At 69.9% G+C, this 21765-nt stretch carries 19 protein-coding genes; 11 read left to right on the plus strand and 8 right to left on the minus strand.

What is annotated here, in order from left to right:
• Window positions 1-69: 69 nt before the first annotated feature.
• Window positions 70-1128 (plus strand): LacI family DNA-binding transcriptional regulator, encoded by a 1059-nt coding sequence (locus FJV46_RS07880; protein WP_087028384.1) that lies wholly within the window; start codon window positions 70-72, stop codon window positions 1126-1128.
• A gap of 117 nt (window positions 1129-1245) precedes the next feature.
• Window positions 1246-2403, plus strand: a complete 1158-nt coding sequence (locus FJV46_RS07885) for an ROK family transcriptional regulator (RefSeq protein ID WP_087028386.1) — start codon at window positions 1246-1248, stop codon at window positions 2401-2403.
• A 75-nt stretch (window positions 2404-2478) separates the two neighbouring features.
• Here the strand turns inward: FJV46_RS07885 and FJV46_RS07890 are convergent, their stop codons facing one another.
• Window positions 2479-2718, minus strand: a complete 240-nt coding sequence (locus tag FJV46_RS07890; RefSeq protein ID WP_087028388.1) for a DUF3073 domain-containing protein — start codon at window positions 2716-2718, stop codon at window positions 2479-2481.
• A gap of 350 nt (window positions 2719-3068) precedes the next feature.
• Between FJV46_RS07890 and FJV46_RS07895 the strand changes: the two genes are divergently transcribed.
• Complete coding sequence (locus FJV46_RS07895) at window positions 3069-3722, plus strand: septum formation family protein (RefSeq protein ID WP_087028389.1); 654 nt, start codon at window positions 3069-3071, stop codon at window positions 3720-3722.
• Here the strand turns inward: FJV46_RS07895 and clpB are convergent, their stop codons facing one another.
• Window positions 3723-6374, minus strand: coding sequence for an ATP-dependent chaperone ClpB (clpB, locus tag FJV46_RS07900; protein ID WP_087028391.1), 2652 nt, complete (start codon window positions 6372-6374; stop codon window positions 3723-3725).
• A 110-nt stretch (window positions 6375-6484) separates the two neighbouring features.
• Window positions 6485-7189, minus strand: a complete 705-nt coding sequence (locus tag FJV46_RS07905; RefSeq protein WP_158250139.1) for a TetR/AcrR family transcriptional regulator — start codon at window positions 7187-7189, stop codon at window positions 6485-6487.
• Between the two features lie 91 nt (window positions 7190-7280).
• On the opposite strand from FJV46_RS07905, the gene FJV46_RS07910 reads away from it, so the two are divergent.
• From FJV46_RS07910 to FJV46_RS07925, 4 genes are all read left to right on the plus strand, one after another.
• Window positions 7281-7628: a DUF2834 domain-containing protein gene (locus tag FJV46_RS07910; RefSeq protein WP_087028394.1), complete on the plus strand. Its 348-nt coding sequence runs from the start codon at window positions 7281-7283 to the stop codon at window positions 7626-7628.
• Window positions 7625-8602, plus strand: a complete 978-nt coding sequence (locus tag FJV46_RS07915) for a hypothetical protein (RefSeq protein WP_126130641.1) — start codon at window positions 7625-7627, stop codon at window positions 8600-8602. Before FJV46_RS07910 ends, FJV46_RS07915 begins: the two co-directional genes overlap by 4 nt.
• Before the next feature lie 90 nt (window positions 8603-8692).
• Window positions 8693-10717 carry a penicillin-binding transpeptidase domain-containing protein gene (locus FJV46_RS07920; RefSeq protein ID WP_087028398.1) on the plus strand — a complete coding sequence of 675 codons (2025 nt, stop codon included), beginning with the start codon at window positions 8693-8695 and terminating at the stop codon, window positions 10715-10717.
• A gap of 139 nt (window positions 10718-10856) precedes the next feature.
• Window positions 10857-12347: a flotillin family protein gene (locus FJV46_RS07925; RefSeq protein ID WP_232008496.1), complete on the plus strand. Its 1491-nt coding sequence runs from the start codon at window positions 10857-10859 to the stop codon at window positions 12345-12347.
• A 114-nt stretch (window positions 12348-12461) separates the two neighbouring features.
• Here FJV46_RS07925 and FJV46_RS07930 read toward each other — a convergent pair whose 3' ends face one another.
• A complete protein-coding gene (locus FJV46_RS07930) occupies window positions 12462-12863 on the minus strand; it encodes a YccF domain-containing protein (RefSeq protein ID WP_087028399.1) in 402 nt (133 codons plus the stop codon).
• Window positions 12864-12956: 93 nt separating this feature from the next.
• Window positions 12957-14630: a DEAD/DEAH box helicase gene (locus FJV46_RS07935; protein WP_087028401.1), complete on the minus strand. Its 1674-nt coding sequence runs from the start codon at window positions 14628-14630 to the stop codon at window positions 12957-12959.
• Window positions 14631-15063: 433 nt separating this feature from the next.
• On the opposite strand from FJV46_RS07935, the gene trmB reads away from it, so the two are divergent.
• The 3 genes from trmB to FJV46_RS07950 all read left to right on the plus strand — a co-directional run bounded on the left by trmB (window position 15064) and on the right by FJV46_RS07950 (window position 18407).
• Entirely contained in the window at window positions 15064-15945 is an 882-nt protein-coding gene (gene trmB, locus FJV46_RS07940; RefSeq protein ID WP_087028402.1) for a tRNA (guanosine(46)-N7)-methyltransferase TrmB, read from the plus strand.
• A 97-nt stretch (window positions 15946-16042) separates the two neighbouring features.
• Complete coding sequence (locus FJV46_RS07945) at window positions 16043-17269, plus strand: MFS transporter (protein ID WP_232008497.1); 1227 nt, start codon at window positions 16043-16045, stop codon at window positions 17267-17269.
• Between the two features lie 112 nt (window positions 17270-17381).
• The gene (locus tag FJV46_RS07950; protein WP_158250140.1) at window positions 17382-18407 is read left to right on the plus strand and encodes a DUF695 domain-containing protein; all 1026 of its coding nucleotides are present in this window, start codon (window positions 17382-17384) and stop codon (window positions 18405-18407) included.
• 67 nt (window positions 18408-18474) lie between these two features.
• On the opposite strand, the gene FJV46_RS07955 is transcribed toward FJV46_RS07950, so the two are convergent.
• Window positions 18475-19071, minus strand: coding sequence for a TetR/AcrR family transcriptional regulator (locus FJV46_RS07955; protein ID WP_087028403.1), 597 nt, complete (start codon window positions 19069-19071; stop codon window positions 18475-18477).
• A gap of 26 nt (window positions 19072-19097) precedes the next feature.
• On the opposite strand from FJV46_RS07955, the gene FJV46_RS07960 reads away from it, so the two are divergent.
• A complete protein-coding gene (locus FJV46_RS07960; protein ID WP_087028405.1) occupies window positions 19098-20309 on the plus strand; it encodes an MFS transporter in 1212 nt (403 codons plus the stop codon).
• On the opposite strand, the gene FJV46_RS07965 is transcribed toward FJV46_RS07960, so the two are convergent.
• Together FJV46_RS07965 and FJV46_RS07970 are read right to left on the minus strand one after the other, a co-directional pair.
• Window positions 20266-20949 (minus strand): SDR family NAD(P)-dependent oxidoreductase, encoded by a 684-nt coding sequence (locus FJV46_RS07965; RefSeq protein WP_087028406.1) that lies wholly within the window; start codon window positions 20947-20949, stop codon window positions 20266-20268. The genes FJV46_RS07960 and FJV46_RS07965 overlap by 44 nt on opposite strands.
• A gap of 64 nt (window positions 20950-21013) precedes the next feature.
• A complete protein-coding gene (locus FJV46_RS07970) occupies window positions 21014-21715 on the minus strand; it encodes a PspA/IM30 family protein (protein ID WP_087028408.1) in 702 nt (233 codons plus the stop codon).
• Window positions 21716-21765: the final 50 nt, after the last annotated feature.

The following is a 21765-nucleotide window of genomic DNA, read 5'->3' on the forward strand; positions in this document are numbered from 1 at the left end:
TGCGTGGAGGGTCACAAATCGGCGGCACCCGCACGCCGCTGGCGAATCGCCCCAAGGTAAGGTGGGCGTATGTCGATTCCGCCGGACGATCAGCGCGTCACCCTCGCCCACCTCGCGACGGCTGCCGGCGTCTCGCTCTCCACCATCTCGAAGGTGCTGAACGGCCGTTCGGACGTGGCTCCGAAAACCCGCTCGAAAGTTGAGGAACTGCTCGAGGAGCACGGGTACCGCCGCCGCAAGGTCTCCTCCACGCGGCCGGGTCTCGTCGAGCTCGTCTTCCACGAACTCGAGAGCGCCTGGGCGCTGGAACTCATCCGCGGCGTCGAGAACGTGGCACGGGAGCACGGGATGAGTGTGGTCCTGACCGAGACGGGCACGCGGCAGGCGCCCGGACCCGAGTGGATCGAGGGTGTGATGGCGCGGCGTCCGGCCGGCGTCGTCCTCGTCTTCTCCGACCTCCCCCAGGGATTCCGCACCAAGCTGGACTCCCGGTCCATCCCCTTCGTCATCATCGATCCTGCCGGCGACCCCTCGCCCGATGTCCCGTCCGTCGGCTCGGCGAACTGGTCCGGCGGCATGATGGCGACGCGGCACCTGATCGAGCTGGGCCACACGCGGATCGCCGCCATCAGCGGACCCGAGGACATGATGTGCTCGCTCGCGAGGATCGACGGCTACCGCTCCGCCATGGGCATGGCCTCCCTGCCCATCGAGCAGGACTACGTCCGCTACGGCAATTTCCACGTGGACGGCGGGCGCGACCACGCCTTCGCACTGCTACGCGGCCCCCTACCTCCGACGGCCATCTTTGCCGGTAGCGATCTGCAGGCGCTGGGCGTCCTGGACGCCGCGCGGCAGATCGGACTGCGCGTGCCGGACGAGCTCTCGATCGTCGGCTACGACGACCTGCAGCTCGCCCAATGGTCCAGCCCGGCCCTGACCACCGTCCACCAGCCCCTCATCCAGATGGCCGAGGAAGCGACGCGCATGGTGCTCCGGTTGCGGGACGGTGAGCGGCCCAACAACCTGCGCCTCGACCTCGCGACGAGTCTGGTGGTCCGCCAGAGCACGGCAGCCCCCTCGACGGCGGCTGCACCGGCCACAGCCCCGGCCCCGCAGCACGCCTGACCGGGCATATCCCGCCGACCGGCCGCTCAACCGCAGGCCGCTCCGCCGGCGGATCGCTACGATGGGGGCTGATCAGGTGTGCACCGGCCTCCTGCGAACGAAGGAGGCACCAGCGCCGTGCGGTCAGCCCAGGGGACAGCGAACGGCACGGAGGGCCTGCGGGCGCAGAACCTCTCCCAGATCCTCACCATGGTGCATCGCGACGGTCCGCTGTCCCGTGCGGAACTCACCCGGCGCACAGGCTTCAACCGCTCGACCGTCGGCGCGCTCGTGCTGGCCCTGACCGAGAAGAACCTGGTCCGGGAGACGGAGCCCGTCGGTGGCCGGGTGGGACGTCCGAGCCCCATCGTGCGGGTGAACCCCGGCATCGCCGCCCTCGCCGTCAACCCTGACATCGATGCCCTGACCGTCGGCGTCGTAGGCCTCGGCGGCCACGTGCACGCCCGCGTGCGGCGGGAGACCGCCGGCATCCCGACCCTCGAGGAGGCCGTCCGCCTGACCGGCGCCATGGTGTCCGAACTCCAGCCGGTGCTCGGCGGCATCGACCGGCTGCTGGGCGTGGGGATCGCGCTGCCCGGCCTGGTCAACGCCGGCACCGGTCGCGTCCTGGTGGCCCCTCACCTCGGCTGGCGGGACGCGGACCTCACCGGCCCCTTCGGCACCGCCGTGGATCTGCCCGCGGTCGCCGCCAATGACGCGTCGCTCGGCTCCCTGGCCGAGAGCATCTTCGGCGCGGCCGTCGGTGTGGCCGATTCCGTCTACCTCAACGGCAGCGCCAGTGGTATCGGCGGAGGCATCGTGACCGGGCGGACGCAGCTCGTCGGGAGTCGCGGATATGGCGGAGAGCTGGGGCACACCCTGGTGCGGCCCGGTGGCTCCTCGTGCCACTGCGGCCGGTCCGGCTGCCTCGACGCGGAGGTGAGGCTGGAGCGGCTGCTCGGGGCCGCGGGGCTCGACGGCGGCGGCATCGAGGCACTCGAGGACGTGCTGGCCGACAGCCCGGGTCCTGGCATCCGGAGCGAGGCCGAGCGCCAGGTGGAACTCCTCACGGTGGCCCTCGTGAATTTCGTCAACATCTTCGATCCCTCGTTGATCATCCTCGGCGGCTTCCTCGGTTCCCTCGTGGACTTCGCGGGCACGAGCCTCGAGGACCAGGTCAACAGCGCCTCGCTGGCGGGCCGTGTGACGGTCCGACGCGCCGCGCTCGGCCCGGAACTCCTCCTGGTCGGCGCCGCCGAACTGGCCTTCCAGCCACTGCTGGCGTCGCCGGCCTGATGGCACACGAACGGCGCACCGCCCTGTCGGGCTGATGCGCCGTCGTGTGATCCTGAAGATGAGCGCCGACGAAGGTCAGCCGGTGCGACGGGAGCCGCTCTCCTCGCCGTCGTCGTCGAGTTCGTCGCCGTACTTGTCCGCATACTCCGAGTAGTCGGGTTCAACCGGCTCGAGGGGTTCGGTACGTCGGGTGGAAGCACGACTACCCGGGCCTGTGAGCTCTCGCTGCAGTGCCGAATAATCTGTGGACGGGCTGAAGTACTTCATGTCCCGAGCCTGCTTGGTAGCTTTTGCCTTTTGACGGCCGCGCCCCATGGCGTGACCCCCTTTTTGCGTCGATCCGGAGGTGGTCACTGGGGCACAAGGCCCAAGGCTGCAGCGAGGCCCCGGAGTATTCGGTCAATTTGTCGTAAGTATAGGTTACATGCTTTCAGCGGCACCCGAATGCCGTGCTCACGCGGGCCTCATGCCGTGCCCATGCCGTGCCCTTGCCCGGCTTCCCGACAGGGAAGCCCCAGGGCCGACGACGCCGACGGGCAGCGGGCACCGGCGGGCAGCCCGCCCCGACTCCACCGCTGCCTTTGTTGGATAGAGTCGGCAGCAGGGCGGAGCGCGCCGGCTTCGAGCACAACACAGAGCCCGAGAGACGAGGAATCACCGGCCCCATGGACGACGAGCAGCAGTCATCGACGATGCCGGGGACCACTCCTGGCGCCGGGGGCTCCCCCACGGCGGGCGGACGGGGGTCCGAGATGTCAGCAGGTTCCGACGGAACCGTACCGCGCACGACCGCCTGGTCACCGACGGCGCCGCACGGCGCGCAGGATGACCTCCCCCGGCGGGACCGCAGCCGGGCCCGTCGCAACACCGTGCCGCTTCTGCTGATCATCGGCGGGGCCGTGCTCCTCGCCCTGCTCGTCTGGCTGCTCGTCCCGCTGTTCGGCGGGAACGACGACGAGGGCATCGTGGACCCGTCCTCGGTCGCAGCCGGCGGGTGCCTCGCGGACTTCACGGCGATCACGGAGGACGCCGTCCTCGTGGACTGCGACGAGCCGCACAATGCGCAGCTCGTCGCCAGCGAGAGCTACCCCGATGACGCCGAGTTCCCCGGCCGCGACCAGTTGGGCCTCCGCGCGGAGTCCGCGTGCGCCACGGCGTCCCAGGACATGGACCCCGACGTCGTGACGGACGGCCTCGAGGTGACGCTCCTCCGGGCGACGCCGACGGAGGGTACCTGGGCCGGCGGCGATCGCCGCGTGGACTGCTTCGCCGTCGTCGGCAATGGCGGTACCGTCTCACGGAGCCTGCTCGACTCCTGATCAGCGGGCCGCGTGCACCACCAGCCCGCCGGCGTCGGACCCGGCATTCAGGGCACCCGCGGCACCCGCGGCACCCGCGGCACCCTGCGCCTCCGGCGGCCTGCGGTCGACGACGACGGTGTCGCCGTCGACGATCTCGCCGGCGAGGATCCCCCGGGCGAGACGGTCACCGATCTCCCGCTGCACGAGCCGACGCAGCGGCCGCGCACCGTACGCGGGATCGAACCCCGTGAGCGCGAGCCACTCACTGGCGGCGGCACTCACCTCGAGGACCAGCCGCCGGTCGTGCAACCGGTCCGCCAGCGCGCGGACCTGGAGGTCCACGATCCTCGACAGCTCGTCGAGACCCAGCGGGTCGAAGACCACGACGTCGTCCAGCCGGTTCAGGAACTCGGGCCGGAAGTTCGCGTTGACCGCAGACAGCACGGCCGAGCGCTTCGCGGCATCGTCGAGCGACGGGTCCACGAGGAACTGGGAACCGAGATTGGAGGTCAGCACCAGGATCACGTTCCGGAAATCGACGGTGCGGCCCTGGCCATCCGTCAGCCGGCCGTCGTCGAGCACCTGCAGGAGCAGGTCGAACACCTCGGGATGCGCCTTCTCCACTTCGTCGAGCAGCACCACACTGTAGGGCCGACGACGCACGGCCTCGGTGAGCTGCCCACCCTCCTCGTAGCCAACATAGCCTGGAGGGGCACCCACGAGCCGCGCCACCGAGTGCTTCTCGGAGTACTCGGACATGTCGATGCGGATCATGGCCCGCTCGTCGTCGAAGAGGAAGTCCGCGAGCGCCTTCGCGAGCTCGGTCTTGCCGACGCCCGTGGGTCCGAGGAACAGGAAGGAACCGGTGGGCCGGTTCGGGTCGGAGACGCCCGCTCGCGCACGCCGGACGGCGTCGGACACGGCCGCGACCGCCTTCTTCTGTCCGATCAGGCGCGACCCGATGACGTCCTCCATGGCGAGGAGCTTCTCGCTCTCGCCCTGGAGCATGCGTCCCGCCGGGATTCCGGTCCAGGCGGAGATGACCTCGGCGATATCGTTCGCCGTGACCTCCTCCGCGACCATCAGCTCGGGTGCGGCCGCCCCCTGGGCCTCGGCCGCCTGGGCTTCGTGGAGCTCGCGTTCCAGCTGAGGGATCTCGCCGTAGAGGATGCGCGAGGCCCTTTCCAGGTCGCCGTCGAGCCGTGCGCGGTCAGCCTGCGACCGCAGATCGTCGAGCGAGGCCTTCAGATCGCCGACCCGGTTGAGGCCGGCCTTCTCGGCGTCCCACCGCGCGTTGAGGCCGTCGAGCTCCTCCTGGCGGTCGGCCATCTCCGCGCGCAGGGCCAGGAGCCGCTCGCGCGATGCCTCGTCCTTCTCCTGCGAGAGGGCCATCTCCTCCATGTTCATCCGCTCGAGCGAGCGCTGCAGCTCGTCGATCTCCACAGGCGCGGAGTCGATCTCCATCCGCAGGCGCGATGCCGCCTCGTCCACGAGGTCGATCGCCTTGTCGGGCAGCTGCCGGCCGGGGATGTAGCGGTTGGAGAGGGTCGCGGCCGCGACGAGCGCGGAGTCCGCGATCGAGACCTTGTGGTGAGCCTCGTACCGCTCCTTCAGGCCGCGGAGAATACCGATGGTGTCGGGCACGGACGGCTCCCCGACGTAGACCTGCTGGAAGCGGCGCTCCAGGGCCGGATCCTTCTCGACCCGTTCCCGGTACTCGTCCAGCGTCGTCGCCCCGATGAGGCGAAGCTCTCCGCGCGCGAGCATGGGCTTGAGCATGTTGCCGGCGTCCATCGATCCCTCGGAGGCGCCCGCACCCACGACGGTATGCAGCTCGTCGATGAACGTGACCACCTGGCCGTTCGACCCCTTGATCTCCTCGAGCACGGCCTTCAGCCGCTCCTCGAACTCGCCCCGGTACTTCGCGCCCGCGATCATCGATCCGAGGTCGAGGCTGATGAGGGTCTTCCCGCGCAGCGACTCCGGCACGTCCCCGGCCACCATGCGCTGGGCGAGGCCCTCCACGACGGCGGTCTTCCCGACGCCCGGCTCGCCGATGAGGACGGGGTTGTTCTTGGTGCGGCGGCTGAGTACCTGCACCACGCGCCGGATCTCGGCATCGCGCCCGATCACCGGGTCGAGCTTGCCGCTACGGGCCACCTCGGTCAGGTCGACGCCGAACTTCTCGAGCGCCTGGAACGTATTCTCGGGGTCGGGGGTGGTGACCCTGCGGTCTCCCCGGACGCCGGGGAGCGCCGAGGCCAGCGCCTCACGCGTCAGTCCGACGCCGCGGAGGACCTTCCCTGCGGATCCGCCGTCGGCGGCGAGGGCGAGGAGGAGGTGCTCGGTCGAGACGAACTGGTCGCCCAGCGTCTCCGCCTCCTGCTGCGCGGCGGTGACGACCTGCAGCGCTCCCCGGGAGAACTGCGGCTGTGCCACGGAGGATCCCGATGACGACGGCAGCGCCTTGATGGCCGCACTCGCCTGCACGCTGACGGTGTCGGGATCAGCGCCCGCCGCCCGGAGGAGTGCGACGGCGATGCCGTCGCGCTGGTCCATCAGCGCCTTGAGGAAGTGGGCGGGCTCGATCTGCGCGTTGCCCGCCGTCGAGGCGTTCATGGACGCCGCCGACAGCACCTCACGGCTTTTGGTGGTGAAGTTCGTGTCCACGGGCGGTTCCTTTCCTGGTTCTCCAGCTGGGCTCGTTTACATTGAGTGTACTCGACTCAACTTTGACCGAGGAAGAGGTATTCCCCCTGCTTCGCCGCAGGTGAACGGGGTCAGGTGCTCCCAGCCCGGGGCCCGGCGGGCACCAGGAGTTCGGCCAGGAGCTCCTCGAGCTGTTCGTGCGCGAAGGTGGAGGCGTCCTCACCGAAGACCCAACGGAGGTGTCCGGCCACCTCGACCGACACGATCCCGAGCATCCGGTGCCACCCGACGATGAACGGGCGGACCTCCCCCGCCCGCATCGGCAGCCCGAGGCGCGTCGCGGTGTCGAGCAGGGACGCCCGGACCCCCGGCGACAGCTGGTCGTCGTCGACCACGCGGAGCCTGCCCGCTGCGAGCGCCTCGACGAAGAGGGAGCCGAACAGGCCACCGAAGCGCTGCCCCGCCTCGACGGTCGGGCCGCCGACAGGCGCGGCGTAATGCATCAGGGGCGTGCCATACACCAGTCCGAACTCGGGACGGTGGTCGAGTGCCCAGGCACGGAAGGCGAGTGTGGCGGCACGGATGCGCCCCTCCACGTCGTCCGGCCGGCAGGTCTCCAGCGCGTCCTCGCACGCATCCGTCACCTCATCGGTGCACGCAGTGATCAACAGCGTCAGCAGATCATCGCGCCCGCTGACGTGGCGGTAGAGCGCGGGAGCGGTGACACCGAGGCGGCGGGCCACCTCGCGGACCACCACAGCGTCCGCCCCTCCTTCGACCAGCAGGGCACGGCTCGTCGCGACGATGGCGTCGACGGTGAGGGGCGGCGTCGGCAAGAAGGCACTCTCCCATATTGGACCTTGTGCAGTGAACAGTGTTCACCCTACACTCGGTGAACACTGTTCACCGGCATGAAGGAGACGTCCGATGCGCTACCTCTACCTGGTTCTCGCCGCTGTCGGAGCCATCGGGACATGGACCTTCAACGTCCGTTCCATCGCGGCCGGCGACGACTACCTCGCGGGATGGTTCGCCACCGCCGCATCGTCGTCGGCAGCCGTGGACGTCATCGTCGTCGCGATCGTCGCCTGCCTGTTCATGGTCGTCGAAGGCAGGCGCGTCGGCATGTCGCGGGCCGTCTGGCTCCTCGTCCCCCTCAGCTTCGTCATCGCCGTCGCCGCCACCTTCCCGCTGTTCCTCGCGTGGCGCGAGCACCATCTGGAGCGGACGGCGCATCGTGCGGGCCCGGTCCGGGCAGAGGCGGTGGCGTCGTGACAGGCTCAGCACTCCTGCGCGCGGGATGGCGGGTGAGCCCGGCTCTCGTGGTCCTGCTCGCGGGCGCCGTCGTCGTCCTGCCGCTCTCCGCGGTCCTGGCCATCGTCGATCCGACACAGGTCGCGGGAGTCCCCGCCTGGAACAAGCCACTCAAGTTCGCCCTGTCCTTCATCGCCTTCGTGCCGGTGATGCTCTGGATCTACGGCCGGATCGAGCGCGGCCGTCCCACCCGGGTGGCGCTCGAGGTGCTCGGCTGGGCACTGATCGTGGAACTCGCCGTCCTCGTCCTCCAGGCTGCGCGGGGCAGGGCGTCTCACTTCAACACGGCCACCCCGCTGGACACCACCCTCTGGGCGATCATGGGTGCCGGAATCGGGATCTTCTCCACCTGCGTCATCCTCGTCGGAGTGGTCCTGGTCCGGCGACGGCTCGACGGCGGCCTCGGCCTGGCGGTGCAGCTGGCCGTGCCGATCATGACGATCGGTGCACTCAGCGGCTACGTCATGACGGGCCCGCGTGGCAGCCAGACCGGTACGGGGCCCATGACGGGCGGCCACACGGTCGGTGCTTCCGACGGCGGTCCCGGCCTGCCGCTGCTCGGCTGGTCGACCGAGTTCGGGGACAACCGGGTGGCCCATTTCGTCGGCCTTCATGCCCTGCAGGTCCTGCCCCTGGTCGCCCTCGTCCTCGCCTGGCTGGTGCGACGCGGCGTCCTGCACCTGACGGAGCGCCGGCAGCGCCTGGTCGTCGCCGTGGCCGCCGCGTCCTATCTCGGCCTCATGCTCACCCTGTTCGTGCAGGCCCAGCGCGGGCAATCGGTGGTGGCGCCCGACGTCGTGACGCTCGGGATGGCGCTCGCTACCGTCGCCGTCCCCGCGGCAGCTGCGCTCGTCCTCGCCCTGCGCGGCGACGCGACACCGACAGGCCCTACGGTCCGCGCCGGAAGCGCCGGACGCGACACCGTCGCGTCCTGAGGCGGGCGGGCGGGCCATCGACGGCGCCGACGGCCGGCGTGAACGAGGACGGGAGCGAGACGTGCGGCGTTCTCGGACATAATGGGCGCTATGGGGAAATTTCGCCGTGCAACGGCCGTCCTGACCTGCGCCGCCCTGACCCTCACGGTGGCGGCCTGCACCGATGATCGTCCGACGGCGGAGGACGCGGCCCGGACCCTCGCGGAGGGCTTGTCCCAGCTCGACGTCGCACAGTCGGCCTTCGCGTCGGACCAGCCCGCCGAGATCAACGAGCAACTCACCGCGATCACCGACGGATTCGCTCCGGGAGCGCCAGGGGTGAGCGTCGCGGGCGTCGAGGAGACCGGCGACGACAGTGCGACAGCCACCCTCGACTACGTCTGGGACCTCGACTCCACGGACCAGGACTGGACCTACACCACCACCACGGAACTCACCCGGGTGGAGGACGTGTGGCAGGCGGCATGGTCGCCCGAGGTGTTCGTGCCGGACCTCCTGCCCGACGAGAAGCTGACCCTGACACGCGTTCCGGGTGACCGCGGTGACATCACCGGTGCGGGAGGCGAGGTGATCGTGACGCAGCGCCCCGTCATCCGCGTGGGAATCGACAAGACACGCGTGCCCGAGGCACAGCAGGCCGCGTCGGCGCGCGCACTGGCCGCCCTCCTCGACCTCGATCCGGCCGGCTACGAGGAGCAGGTACTCGGCGCCGGCGCGGAGGCGTTCGTCGTCGCGCTCGTCCTGCGGGACGACGCCACGCGGACCGTGACGGACGAGCAGATCGACGGGATCCCGGGCGCCCTGCGGCAGGCGGACACCCTCGAACTCGCCCCGACACGCACCTTCGCACGCGAGCTGCTCGGCAGCGTCGGTGAGGCCACGGAGGAACTGGTGGAACAGTCCGACGGCGCCCTCCGCGCAGGCGACATCACCGGACTCGGCGGGCTCCAGCTCCAGCACGACGCACAGCTCTCCGGCACACCGGGCCTCGAGGTCAACGCGGTTCCCCTCGCGGCACCTGCGACGCCCTCGCAGCGTCTGTTCGCGAAGCCCGCCGTCGACGGCGAGGACCTCGCCATCACGCTCGATCCACGTCTGCAGAGCCTCGGGGAGGAGGTGCTCGCGGACGAGCCCTCGGCGTCGTCGATCGTGGCCGTCCGCCCGAGCACGGGCGAGATTCTCGCAGCCGCGAACGGTCCCGGCAGTGCAGGCCTCCAGACGGCACTCCTCGGACAGTACCCGCCGGGCTCCACCTTCAAGGTGGCCACCAGTCTCGCACTGCTGCGTGAAGGATTCACGCCGGAGACACCGACCGCCTGCACGGAGGAGGTCACGGTGGACGGACGGACCTTCAACAACGCGAGCACCTACCCCACGCAGTTCCTCGGGACCATCCCGCTGCTCGAGACCTTCGCGCAGTCCTGCAACACCGGCTTCATCTCGGCCCGCGACAAGATCACGCAGGCGGATCTGACGGCCGCGGCCGCAGATCTCGGCATCGGGGTCCCGGCGAGCATCGGTACGCCGGCCTTCTTCGGCTCCGTGCCGACCGAGGCGGAGGGGACCTCGCACGCCGCAGCGATGATCGGCCAGGGCGAGGTACTGGTGTCCCCCCTCGCCCTTGCCACGATGGCAGCGTCCGTCGGTGCAGGCGCGCGGGTCACGCCCACACTGCTGCAGGAGGGCCAACCGGCCGGGGATCCGGCATCCTCCTCAGCTCCCTCCCCCGCGGCCTCCGCGTCCGCGCCGTCCCCGGACGGCTCCGCTTCCTCTTCCTCGTCCGATTCCTCTTCCTCGTCCGCTTCCTCGGAAGAGTCGGCTGAGCCCCCCGCACCCAGCGCCTTCACTGCTCCCGAGTCCTCGACGCTGAGGACACTCATGGCGGCCGTCGTCGCCCAGGGAGGCGCCCAACTGTTGCAGGACGTCCCTGGTGCGCCCATCCTGGCGAAGACGGGCACCGCGGAGTTCGGCAGCGACAGCCCCCCACGGACGCATGCCTGGGTGGTCGCGCTGCAGGGGGACCTGGCCGTCGCCGTCTTCGTCGAGGAGGGCGAGCTCGGCTCCACCTCGGGCGGACCACTGATGCAGGCATTCCTCACCGGCGCTGCGGCCTGAACCAGCGCAGGTAACGGTTTATCCACTTTCACGGCTCGGGGGTCAGAGAAGCGCAATGCATCGCATAGGTTGAGGTTCCAGGCGGTGTCACGTCCCGCACTCCCGGCAGTTCCAGCAGTTGACCGTTGAAAGGGTCGCAGTGGATTTTTCCTTCATACCAGTTGTCATCGGTGCCATCGTCCTCGTTTTCGTCCTCATCGTCGCGGCCATCCTCGCGAAGATGGCGCTCCACATCGCCAGCCCCGACCAGGCGCTGATCATCTCGTCCAAGGACAACAAGGGCCAGCCCGACGTCGACAGCCAGCGCGTCGTCTTCGGTCGCGTCTTCATCAACCCGTTCGCGCAGCGGGCGTACCCGCTGTCACTCGCGTCCCGCCAGGTGACGCTGCGCATCGAGGGCATCTCCCTCAACGGCATCAAGCTGCACCTCACCGGAGTGGCGCAGGTGAAGGTCGGCGGCGATGCCGACTCCGTCCGCAAGGCGGCACAGCGCTTCCTGAACCAGCAGGACGCCATCGACCACTACACGCAGGAGACCCTCTCGGGATCGCTGCGGTCCATCGTCGGCACACTGACGGTCGAGTCGATCATCCGGGACCGTGCCACCTTCGCGAAGAGCGTGAAGGAAGAGGCCGAGCACTCCATGCACAACCAGGGCCTGGAGATCGACACCTTCCAGATCCAGTCGGTGGATGACGACTCGGGCTACCTCAAGAACCTCGGACGCCCCGAGGCCGCGTCCGCGGAGCGCAATGCGAAGATCGCGGAGGCCCGTTCGGTGCAGGAGTCGGAGCAGGCACGCGCCATCTCCGACGAGCAGGTCGCCCTCGCCCAGCAGCAGCTCACCATCCGTCGTGCCGAACTCAAGGAGGAGGCCGACGCCCGCCAGGCACGGGCCGACGCCGCAGGACCGCTGGCCCAGGCCGAGCAGAACGAGCAGGTCATCATCCGCGAGCAGCAGGTCGCCCAGCGGCGCGCGGAACTGCGCGAACGCGAACTCGACACGGAGGTCCGCAAGCCTGCGGACGCCGACAAGTACCGGCTCATCCAGCAGGCCGACGCGAAGCTCGAGGAACGCCGTCGTGCGTCGGAGGCCACGGAGATCGAGGCCCGCGTGGACCTCGCGAAGCGGAAGCTGAGCGCCGAAGGTGACCGGGTGGCGGCCGAAGCCGACGCCGCGGCCAACACTGCGCGCGGTAACGCCGAGGCTGCGATCAACGAGGCGAAGGGCCGGGCGGAAGCAGCGGTCATCGCCTCGCGGGGTGATGCCGAGGCGCGGTCCACCGAGGCACGCGGAAAGGCCGAAGCGGCCGGAATCGCTGCGCAGGCGGAAGCCTACAAGCAGTTCAACCAGGCGGCCATCCTCTCGAAGGTCCTCGAGGTCCTGCCATCAATGGCCCGCGAGATCGCAGCGCCCATGTCCGCGATCGACACCATGACAGTCGTCTCGAACGACGGCGCGAGCCAGCTCAGCAAGAACGTCACGAGCGGCGTGCACCAGACCACGCAGATGGTCAAGGACACCACCGGACTGGACATCATCGGTCTCCTCGGCGACCTGCTGAAGAATGCGGACAAGCCGGGCGGCAACGCATCCGGTGGCTCCTCCGCCGTCGACCAGCAGGAGTAGCACGCGGTTCAACCCACAAGGGGCCACGACCTGTCAACGACAGGTCGTGGCCCCTTTGCTGTTCCCGTTCCGACCGCGTGTACGCCGGGAGAACGGGCCTCCTGACGGAAGCGGTCAGCGATAGCTCGGCAGGTACGTTCCCGACGTCGGGACGATCACCTTGCCGAGGGGGGCCAGCGAGACGGGGATCAGTTTGAGGTTCGCGATCCCCAGGGGGATACCGATGATGCTGACGAACATCGGGATGGCCGTGAGAACGTGGCCGATCGCGATCCAGATCCCCGCGACGAGCAGCCAGATAACGTTGCCGATGCTCGAGAACGCCGTGACCCGTCCCCCACGGTTGACGATGGTCTGGCCGAAAGGCCAGAGGGCGTAGACGCCGATCCTGAAGGATGCGATGCCGAACGGGATGGTCACGATCAGCACACAGCAGATGATTCCCGCGGCGAAGTAGCCCAGCGCAAGCCAGATGCCGCCGAACAGGAGCCAGATGACATTCAGGATGGCGTTCATGCATCCATTGTTCACTACCGCCCGAAACACCGCAGCCCCTGCACGGCGAAGGCCCCCTACCCGAACGGGGAGGGGGCCTTCACAGCGGAGTGACTAGCGCGGTCGACGATCGTTCGAAGCCGGGGCGCTCGCCCTGCGTGAACCACCCGAACGGCGTGCCCCGCCCTCGGCGCGGGGCGCCGACGACGAGGTGTGGACGCGCTGGCTTCCACCGGAAGGAGCGCCCCCGGTCGAGGGACGGCGCGTGCCGTCTGCGGCCCGCTGGCCCGTGGCTGGCCGACGACTGCGTGTGCTCGTCTCGGAGGTGGTGCGTGGCTCGGCCGTTCGGCGCCCTGAACCGCCCGCCTTCGGCGCGTCGGAACCGAAGCGAGGTGCCTGCGGCTGGTCCTTGCGGCGATCGGCGCGGTTGCCCTGCGCCGCCTGCGGATCGGCGGAGACGCGCCCGCGCCCGCCGCGACCGCCACGGCCACCGGCGACAGGAGCGGCTGCTCCGCGTCGGGCGCGCTTGCGCTGCGCATTGGCGCCCGTCGAGGTGCCTTCGCCCCGCGAGGTCTCACGCGAGGCGAGCAGGGCCGCCCGCGTCCGGGGGTCGATCTTGTCCGCGACGTCACCGGTCAGGGAGAGGACCAGCGGCGAGGTTGCCTTGACGGTTTCGAATGCGACGTCGACACCCGCGGCCTTCATCAGCTTGTGCACCTCGGACTTCTGCTCCGGGAGCGTGATCGTTACCACGGTTCCCGAGGAGCCCGCGCGGGCCGTACGGCCGGAACGGTGCAGGTAGGCCTTGTGCTCCGTGGGAGGGTCCACGTGGACGACCAGTTCGACGTCGTCGACATGCACGCCACGTGCAGCGACGTCGGTCGCCACCAGGACGCGGACATCTCCCGAGGAGAACTCCGCGAGGTTCCGGTCGCGTGCGTTCTGGGAGAGGTTGCCGTGGAGATCGACGGCGGGGATTCCGGCGTCGGTCAGGGTCTTCGCGAGCTTGCGTGCGTGGTGCTTGGTGCGCATGAAGAGCAGGCGGCGGCCGCTGCCGGAGGCGAGCTGGACGATCAGCTGCTTCTTCTGCGTCTGGTCACCGATCATGAGCACGTGGTGCTCCATGGTGGTGACTGCAGCCTGGGGATCGTCCACGGAGTGCGTGACAGGGTTGGTCATGTAGCGGTTGACCACTTTGTCCACGCCGTTGTCGAGCGTCGCGGAGAACAGCAGGCGCTGGCCATCCGCAGGAGTCGTATCCAGCAGCTTCTTCACGACCGGGAGGAAGCCGAGGTCGGCCATGTGGTCCGCCTCATCGAGGATGGTGATCTCGACGGACTCGAGCGTGATGAGCTTCTGGCGCATCAGGTCCTCGAGCCGGCCCGGGCAGGCGATCACGATGTCGACGCCAGCGCGGAGTGCCTTCTCCTGGCGCTGCTGGGAGACACCGCCGTAGATCACGGTGGTGTTGAGTCCCAGCTGCTTGGCGAGCGGCTCGACGGTCGCGTTGATCTGGGTGGCCAGCTCGCGGGTCGGAGCGAGGACGAGGGCCAGCGGGCGTCCGGGCTTGCGGCGGTAGGCCGCTTCCTGCTCGGCAAGGCGGGCCACCATGGGCAGGGCGAAGGCGAGGGTCTTACCCGAGCCGGTACGGCCACGCCCGAGGACGTCGCGGCCCGCGAGGGAATCCGGCAGGGACTTGACCTGAATGGGGAACGGTTCGGTGATTCCCTGCGCGGCGAGGTTCTCGACCAGCGCTTTGGGCACACCAAGGGCAGCAAAAGTAGTCATGTAAAGTACACGAACTTTCTTCTCATCTTCCCCGGCACCGGTTGGAGCCGGGGTTCGCCGAAGAAAAGTCAGACAATGTCCACCGCGCTCACGATTCTGGGAGCTGGATGCGGGACAAGGAATGCGTTCTATCGACGCAGGCTGCGCGCTGAACTGGCTGATGACACGCCGTGCGCAGGCAAGTGAAACCAGTTTATCAGTCGGACTGCTCCAAGGCCGCATCGCTCCCTCCCTGGCGCCCCGGCTCGGCACGTCAAACCCGGCGTGAAGCCCCCGCGCACCTGACACCCCGGCTCGGCGCGTCAGACCCGGCTCGGCGCGTCAGACCCGGGGCGCAGCGTCAGACCCGGGGCGCGGCGTCAGACCCGGGGCTCCACGGCACTCCCGCAGCCGGACGAACGGAGGGCAGGAAGGCCTGCCGGTAGCCTTGGTGATGATGGAGCCTCAACACCAGATCCCCGACCAGCCGCACCGCAGCCAGCCCGTGTCCTTCGTACGGAGGGGTTCCCGCCTCCAGGGCAGGCGCCGGGAGGCGTGGGACGAGCTCGCCGAGGCATTCCTCATCGACGTCCCGCGCGTCGAGAACGCGGATACGTCGGTGGCTCCGGGGTTCGTGCTCGACGTCGCCGCCGCCTTCGGACGCTCCGCTCCCCTCGTGATCGAGGTGGGGTCCGGGCTGGGCGAGGCGATCACGCATGCTGCGGAACTCGATCCCGACCGCGATCACCTGGCACTCGAGGTGTACCGGCCCGGCCTCGCGCAGACCATGCTGCGCATCAGCCAGAAGGACCTGACCAATGTGAGGACCGCCCAGGTCAACGCGGCAGAGGCCTTCGCAGGCATGATCCCTGCCCATTCCGTCGCGGAGCTGTGGACCTTCTTCCCGGACCCCTGGCACAAGGCACGCCACCACAAGCGCAGGCTCGTCAAGGAGGACTACGTCGATCTGGCCGCGCGAATCCTGGAGCCGGGCGGCGTGTTCCGCCTGGCCACGGACTGGTCGAGCTACGCAGTGCAGATGCGTGCGGTGCTCGACTCCCACGAGGCGTTCGAGAACATGCACGACGGCGAACGCACGGGCGCGGACAGCCCCCTCACACAAGTGTGGGAAAGCGGCGTCGAGGCCGTGGTGGGCGGCGCGCCGGTGCGGGAGGGCAAGGATCCCGTCAGCACCGGCAACACGGGCGTGAACGAGGGTGTCGACGCCGTCGGCGGCTGGGCGCCCCGCTTCGACGGGCGGACGCTCACCAGTTTCGAGAACAAGGCGATCACGGCAGGGCGGCTGGTCTTCGACCTCGCCTACCGTCGTCGCTGATCACGGACAGGCGGCTTCCGACGGGACTGCAGGACGGTGGTGGCGCCACCGGGAACACGAGCGAACACCGGGACGCAGGAGAGCGACGGGCGCGCCGATGAGCGCGGCCGCGTGGCACGGGCATGCGAAGGACTCTCCGGCCTACCGGCGCATGCTCCTCGCGCTCCTCTTCGCCGGCCTCGCGACCTTTGCTCAGCTGTATTCCCTGCAGGGCGTCCTCACCGGACTGGCCGGCGAGTTCGGCGTGTCTCCGGCCGATGCCGCGCTCTCCGTCTCCGCGGCAACGCTCGGCCTCGCCCTCGCCGTGATTCCCTGGTCCATCGCCGCGGACCGGCTCGGGCGTCGACGCACCATGACCTGGGCGATCGGAGCAGCCGTCGGTCTCGGCGTGCTCGCCGCCCTGGCGCCGAGCTTCGGCGCACTGATCCTCCTGCGCTTCCTCGAGGGCGTGGCCCTCGGCGGCGTGCCGGCGACGGCTCTCGTCTACCTGCACGAGGAAGTGCAGCAGCTCCACGCGGCCGTGGCCGCAGGGACGTACATCGCCGGAACGACGCTGGGCGGGCTCTCGGGCCGGCTCGTGGCCGGTCCGGTCGGAGACCTGCTGGGGTGGCGCGCCGGGGTCCTGACGGTCAGCGTCATGGCGGGAGTCGCCGCCCTCGCCTTCGTGGTGCTGGCTCCCCGACCACGCGGTTTCCGGCCGGCGGTCAGGGGCAGTGGACCGGGCGTTGTCCGCCGGCTCGCGGAGAACCTCCGGTCGGCTCGCCAGCTGGCCCTCTACGCACAGGGGTTCCTGCTCATGGGCGGCTTCGTCGCCGTGTACAACTACCTGGGCTTCCGCCTCGAGGCGCCGCCGTTCCTGCTCTCCGCGTCACTGGCCAGCCTGCTGTTCCTCGCCTACCTCTCGGGGACGGCGACGTCGCGGATCGCCGGGGGGTTGAGCGTGCGGTTCGGGCGGCTTCCCGTCCTGGTCGCGGCCGTGCCGGTGATCCTAGCCGGTCTCGCCATCACGCTCTCGGCGTCCATCCCGCTGGTGATCCTCGGGCTGGTCGTCTTCACCGGCGGATTCTTCGCAGCCCACGCCATCGCCTCGGGGTGGATTCCGGTCCTCGCGACCACGGGACGCGCGCAGGCCTCGGGGCTCTACAACTTCGCGTACTACGCCGGTTCGAGCGCTCTCGGCTGGGTGGGCGGGCTTTTCTTCGGCCGGTACGGGTGGCCGGGTGTCGCCGGCTTCACCGGAGCCCTCGCCCTGGCGGCCGGGGTCATCGCCGTCGTCGCCCTCCGCCATGCCCCCGGTAGCCGGGCACTCCCCCGCACCCCTTGACGGGCCGCGTCAACACGCCTCGGCCGTCTCCCCGTCCTACCCGCCGGCGGGTAGATTCGTCGAGGGGGCATCGCCCGGGTGGACCCGAACGCACTGCAGCGAAGGCAGGGACATGGGTATTCTGACCCGACGCAGGGCCCCTGGCAGGGGCCGGGACCCCATCGAGGCCTTCTGGCGCTGGTGGGCGGAGGACGGCGAGGGCCTCCTGACCACCGCGACGCGGGCCGGCGACTTCGATGCCTACGTGGAGGTGATGACCCGGCGCGTGAAACACATGGCCCGCGGGCTCGAATGGGAGACCCGTACCGGGACGGCCGCCGAACACACCCTCTGCGTCTCGAGCGGCGGCGACCCCTCGCTGAGACCCGTGGCCGAGCGCTGGTACCGTGCCTCCCCGCCGGCGACGAGAAGCTGGGAATTCGTGCCCGCGCGCCGTGCGCAGCCGGACATGCTCGATGCGACGATCACGTACCGCGGAAGGACGTTCGATCTCCGCCGCACGCGCGTCCATGCAGCGGTGACGCGAGCCGGAGACGGCCTGATCGTGTCCGTGTTCAATCCCGGCTTCACGGGGCAGTGGGACGACGAGTACGGTCTGTGCGTGCTGCTGCTCGAGTGGTTGCTGGGTGAGGACGACGTCGAACGCTGGCTCCGGCGGGTGGACTGCATCGTCACCGACGTGGTGGACAGCATCCCGGCCGTCGATCTGCCGGAGCGCGTACGGGAGCTCGCGGCCACCCTGCCCGAGCCCGGCTGGCTCGTCATGCAGGGCAAGCACGGCAGCGGGGAGCCGATCGTCCTGCGGGTACTTCGTCCGCTGCGCTGGATCGATCATCCACGCTTCGACCTGCACAGCGCCGTTCGCGCCATCTTCGACGCCGATGAGCAGGGCTTTCCCACGCCGGACGCACTGGCCGTCCTCGACGATCTCGAGGAGTCGATCGTCACCCCGATCGGCATGCGCGGCATGATCGTCGCGGTGGAGACCTCCAGGGGGGTCAGGACCTTCCACGTCTACTCCGACTCGGAGGACCAGAACGGCCGCGATGTCCTCGATACCGCTGCCCGGAAGCATCGATGGGCGGGCGTACGACACACGATGGACCCGGGCTGGAGGCGAGTGCAGGACTTCGCGTGACTTACCCGCCTTCGTCGGCCACCTCATCGGCGCATCCTTCGGGACGGTGTTCATCATGGTCATGGTGTCAGGTGTCCGCCGGCGCCGCACCGTCGGCGAGGGAGCGGATCGCCAAAGCCGCTATCGCGCGCCCCTCGGCGATCACCGGATCGACCTCGGAGCCCCTCAGGATCATGCCGAGGACTCCCGTGTAGACGAGCGAGATCCGGTGCGCCAGGACCCGCGCCGGCACGCCGGCGAGGTGCTCCTGGGCGATCGATTCGAGCCGGTCGACCAGAAGGCGCGTGTCGTCGGCCAGGGTGCTCGCCAGCTCACTGCCCGGGGAGGGCGTCTCCGCTGCGGCACCGAGGAACACGCACCATCGTGAAGGCGTGTGGGAGCTGCGGTGTCGGGCGAGAGCGGTGAAGAGGGCGAGCACTTTGTCCTCCGGTGTGTCCGCCTCGTCCACGCATGCCTGCCAGGTCACCTCCCATCGGGAGAGCCTGCGCCGGAGCGCCTCGACGACGAGGCCGTCCTTGTTGCCGAAGTGCGCGTAGAGCGTCGCCGGGGAGACCTGTGCCCGGCCGAGGATCTCATCCACGGGCGTGGCCCTCATGCCCTGACGCGCAGCCAGGTCATCCGCCGCGTCGAGGAGCCGTTCCCGCGCCGAAGGTTGTGGTGTCATCCCCCAAGGGTATAACGTTCGTTTCAATGAAACGGTCGTTATACCCCTTCTTTGCTGTCTCCGCGGTCACTGTCATCGCCGCTACCTACGGCCTGGCACGCCTGGGCTACGGGTTGTTCCTGCCCGCGTTCTCCCGCTCCTTCGACCTGAACCCCACCCTGGGCGGAAGACTGGCCTCCGGCGCTTCGCTGCTCTACTGTGTCGCCGCGATCATCGGCTTCCGCCATGCGCCGTCGAATCCTCGCCTGGTTACGGCCCTCGCCGGTATCACGGCGACGTCGGGCAGCGTGGGCATCGCCACGGCTCCGGCTGTGGCCGTCTTCGCGGCGGCGGTACTCCTCGCCGGCATGGGCGCCGGGTTCGCGTCCCCCGCCCTCGTCGAACTGGTACGCCGCAATACCGGGCAGGCCCGGCAGGGCCGGATGCAGTCGGTGGTCAACTCGGGCACGGGATTCGGCGTCGTCGGGGCGGGCGTCATGTCACTCGTCCTGGGCGACGCATGGCGGATGGCCTGGCTGATCGTCGCCGCCATCGCAGCGGTCTCGACGCTCGCCGTGCTCCGCCTCGACCGGACACCATCCCACGAGACCCGACACGACGCGCCGCTTCCCTCGCTGTTCGCGAAGTCGACCGTCCAGGGACTGTCACGGCCGCTCGTGGGATCCTTCGTCTTCGGGATGGGCTGCGCCGCCGTGTGGGTGTACGGGCGGTCCACCCTCGAGGAAGCCGGATTCGACGCGGAACTCTCCGCCCTGGCCTGGATCGCTCTGGGTGCCGGTGGTGCCGCCGCGGTGCTCCTCGCACCCTGGCTGGCGGGCATGACGCTCCACGTCACGTGGAGCTCCGCTGCCATCGCCACCGGCGGGGCGACTGCGCTTTTGGGCGCGGCACCCGGATCGGCGGTCCTCGCCTGCGCGTCCGCGGCCCTGTTCGGCCTGTCCTACACCGCGGCGACATCCGTGCTGATCCTGTGGGCCTCGTCGGCCGCGGACGGGCAGGGGTCGTCGGGCGCGGGAGGGACGTCACTGCTGTTCATCGCGCTGGTCCTGGGTCAGGCGGCCGGCGCGCCCCTGACGGGCGTCCTCCTGCAGACGGGCGGCACCGGAACCGCGTTCACCGCCGCGGCAGCGCTCTGCGCGGCGAGTAGCTGCGCCGTGGCACACCTTCGCCGTCGCGCCCGGCCGGCCCGAGGCGTTAGAACGCCGACGACGGCAGGTCCCGCTCGCCGTCCCGGATAGCCTTCACGATCCGCTCGGCAACGGCACCCGGGTCCTTGCCCTCGGGCAGCTTGGGTGCCTCGCCGGCGATGGGTCGCGTGGCGAGGCCGGTCTCGGTGTGCGGGGGACGCGCATCGAGGACGCGGACACCCTGCCGGCGGAGTTCGAGGGTCAGCGCTTTCCCGTAGGCGCTGAGGCCCGCCTTGGTGGCGGAGTAGGCCGCCATGCCGGCCGTGGGGCTCTCGGCGACCACGGCACTGATCTGCGCGATGAAGGAGTCCTTGCCGAGCCTCGGCGCCACGTCCCGCATCAGCCGCATGTAGCCGAGCAGGTTCACGAGCACGAGCTCGTCCAGGGTGTCGTCATCGACGTCCACGGCGGGGCCGAACGCGACGACGCCGGAGGCGAAGACCACGCCGTGCAGTTCACGGCCGTACACGGCTGCCGCGATGTCCGCCGGTCCGGCCGGCTTCCCGAGATCAGCGGCGACCGTGCCGACGACGGCGTCGCCCAGTTCCGTCCCCAGCGCGGCGAGTTTGTCCTCGGAGCGGCCGGAGAGGGTGAGCTGGGCCCCCTCCGCTGCGAGCCGGCGGGACACCTCGGCTCCGAGGACTCCGGTAGCACCGACGACCAGGACGTGGGAACCGCTCAGTTCAGTCATGGGGTCACTGTAGCAACGGGGTCCGACGCTCTCGCCGCGGCCGGATCGGCCGTGCGGCGTGGTCTCAGGAACGCTGTGGTGGATTCCCCCGGAGCCCCCGGCGCTTGATCTCGTCGAGCTGCTGCTGGGCTGCAGCCTCCGCCTCGAGCTCCTCGAAGGCCTGCTGAAGGCGGGGCGACGAAGGATCGGACCATGACAGCTCTTCGCGCGCCTGGGCCTGCGCCTCGAAGCGCCGGACCTCGAGTTCGGCGGACCGGCGGGCAGCCTCGATCGACGCCGCCTCGCGGGAGGATGAGGCCAGGGCCTCATGGACTCCGATGGCCGCCTGTGCCGCCGCGCGCCGAGCCAGCATGGCGTCGTACTCCATGGCGTTCTGCCGGACACGCTGCTCCAGACGCTGCACGTCGTCGTGCAGCCGGCGGGCCTGCTGCTCTGCCTCCCGCAACTGTGCCGTGAGCGTGTCGAGGCGGCGTCGTGCCGTCATGGACTCCCTGATCGCGGCTCTGGCGGCGTCGTCGTCACCTCGCTGGACGGCCGCGGCAACGGCTGCCTCCACCCGGTTCAGATAGGCGGCCGCCTCGTTCGCGGCGAGACCCACCCGGTGATGGTGGGCCGCGACGTCCGCTGCGCCGCGCCTGGCCTGGTCGAGCAGGGAGCGTTGCGCTGCCTGCGCGTTCTGTGCCTCGATCCGCGGGTCCTGCTGCGTTTCCGCGGCAGCGTTCCGGTTGGCCTTCACGATGCGCGTGATGCGGCGTTTGATCGACACGTGGACCCCCGTGGTTCCTCAGAAAGTTGTGTGCGGCTACCTGTCCGAAC

The organism is Arthrobacter agilis (assembly GCF_006494655.1).
Classification (GTDB): Bacteria; Actinomycetota; Actinomycetes; order Actinomycetales; family Micrococcaceae; genus Arthrobacter_D; species Arthrobacter_D agilis.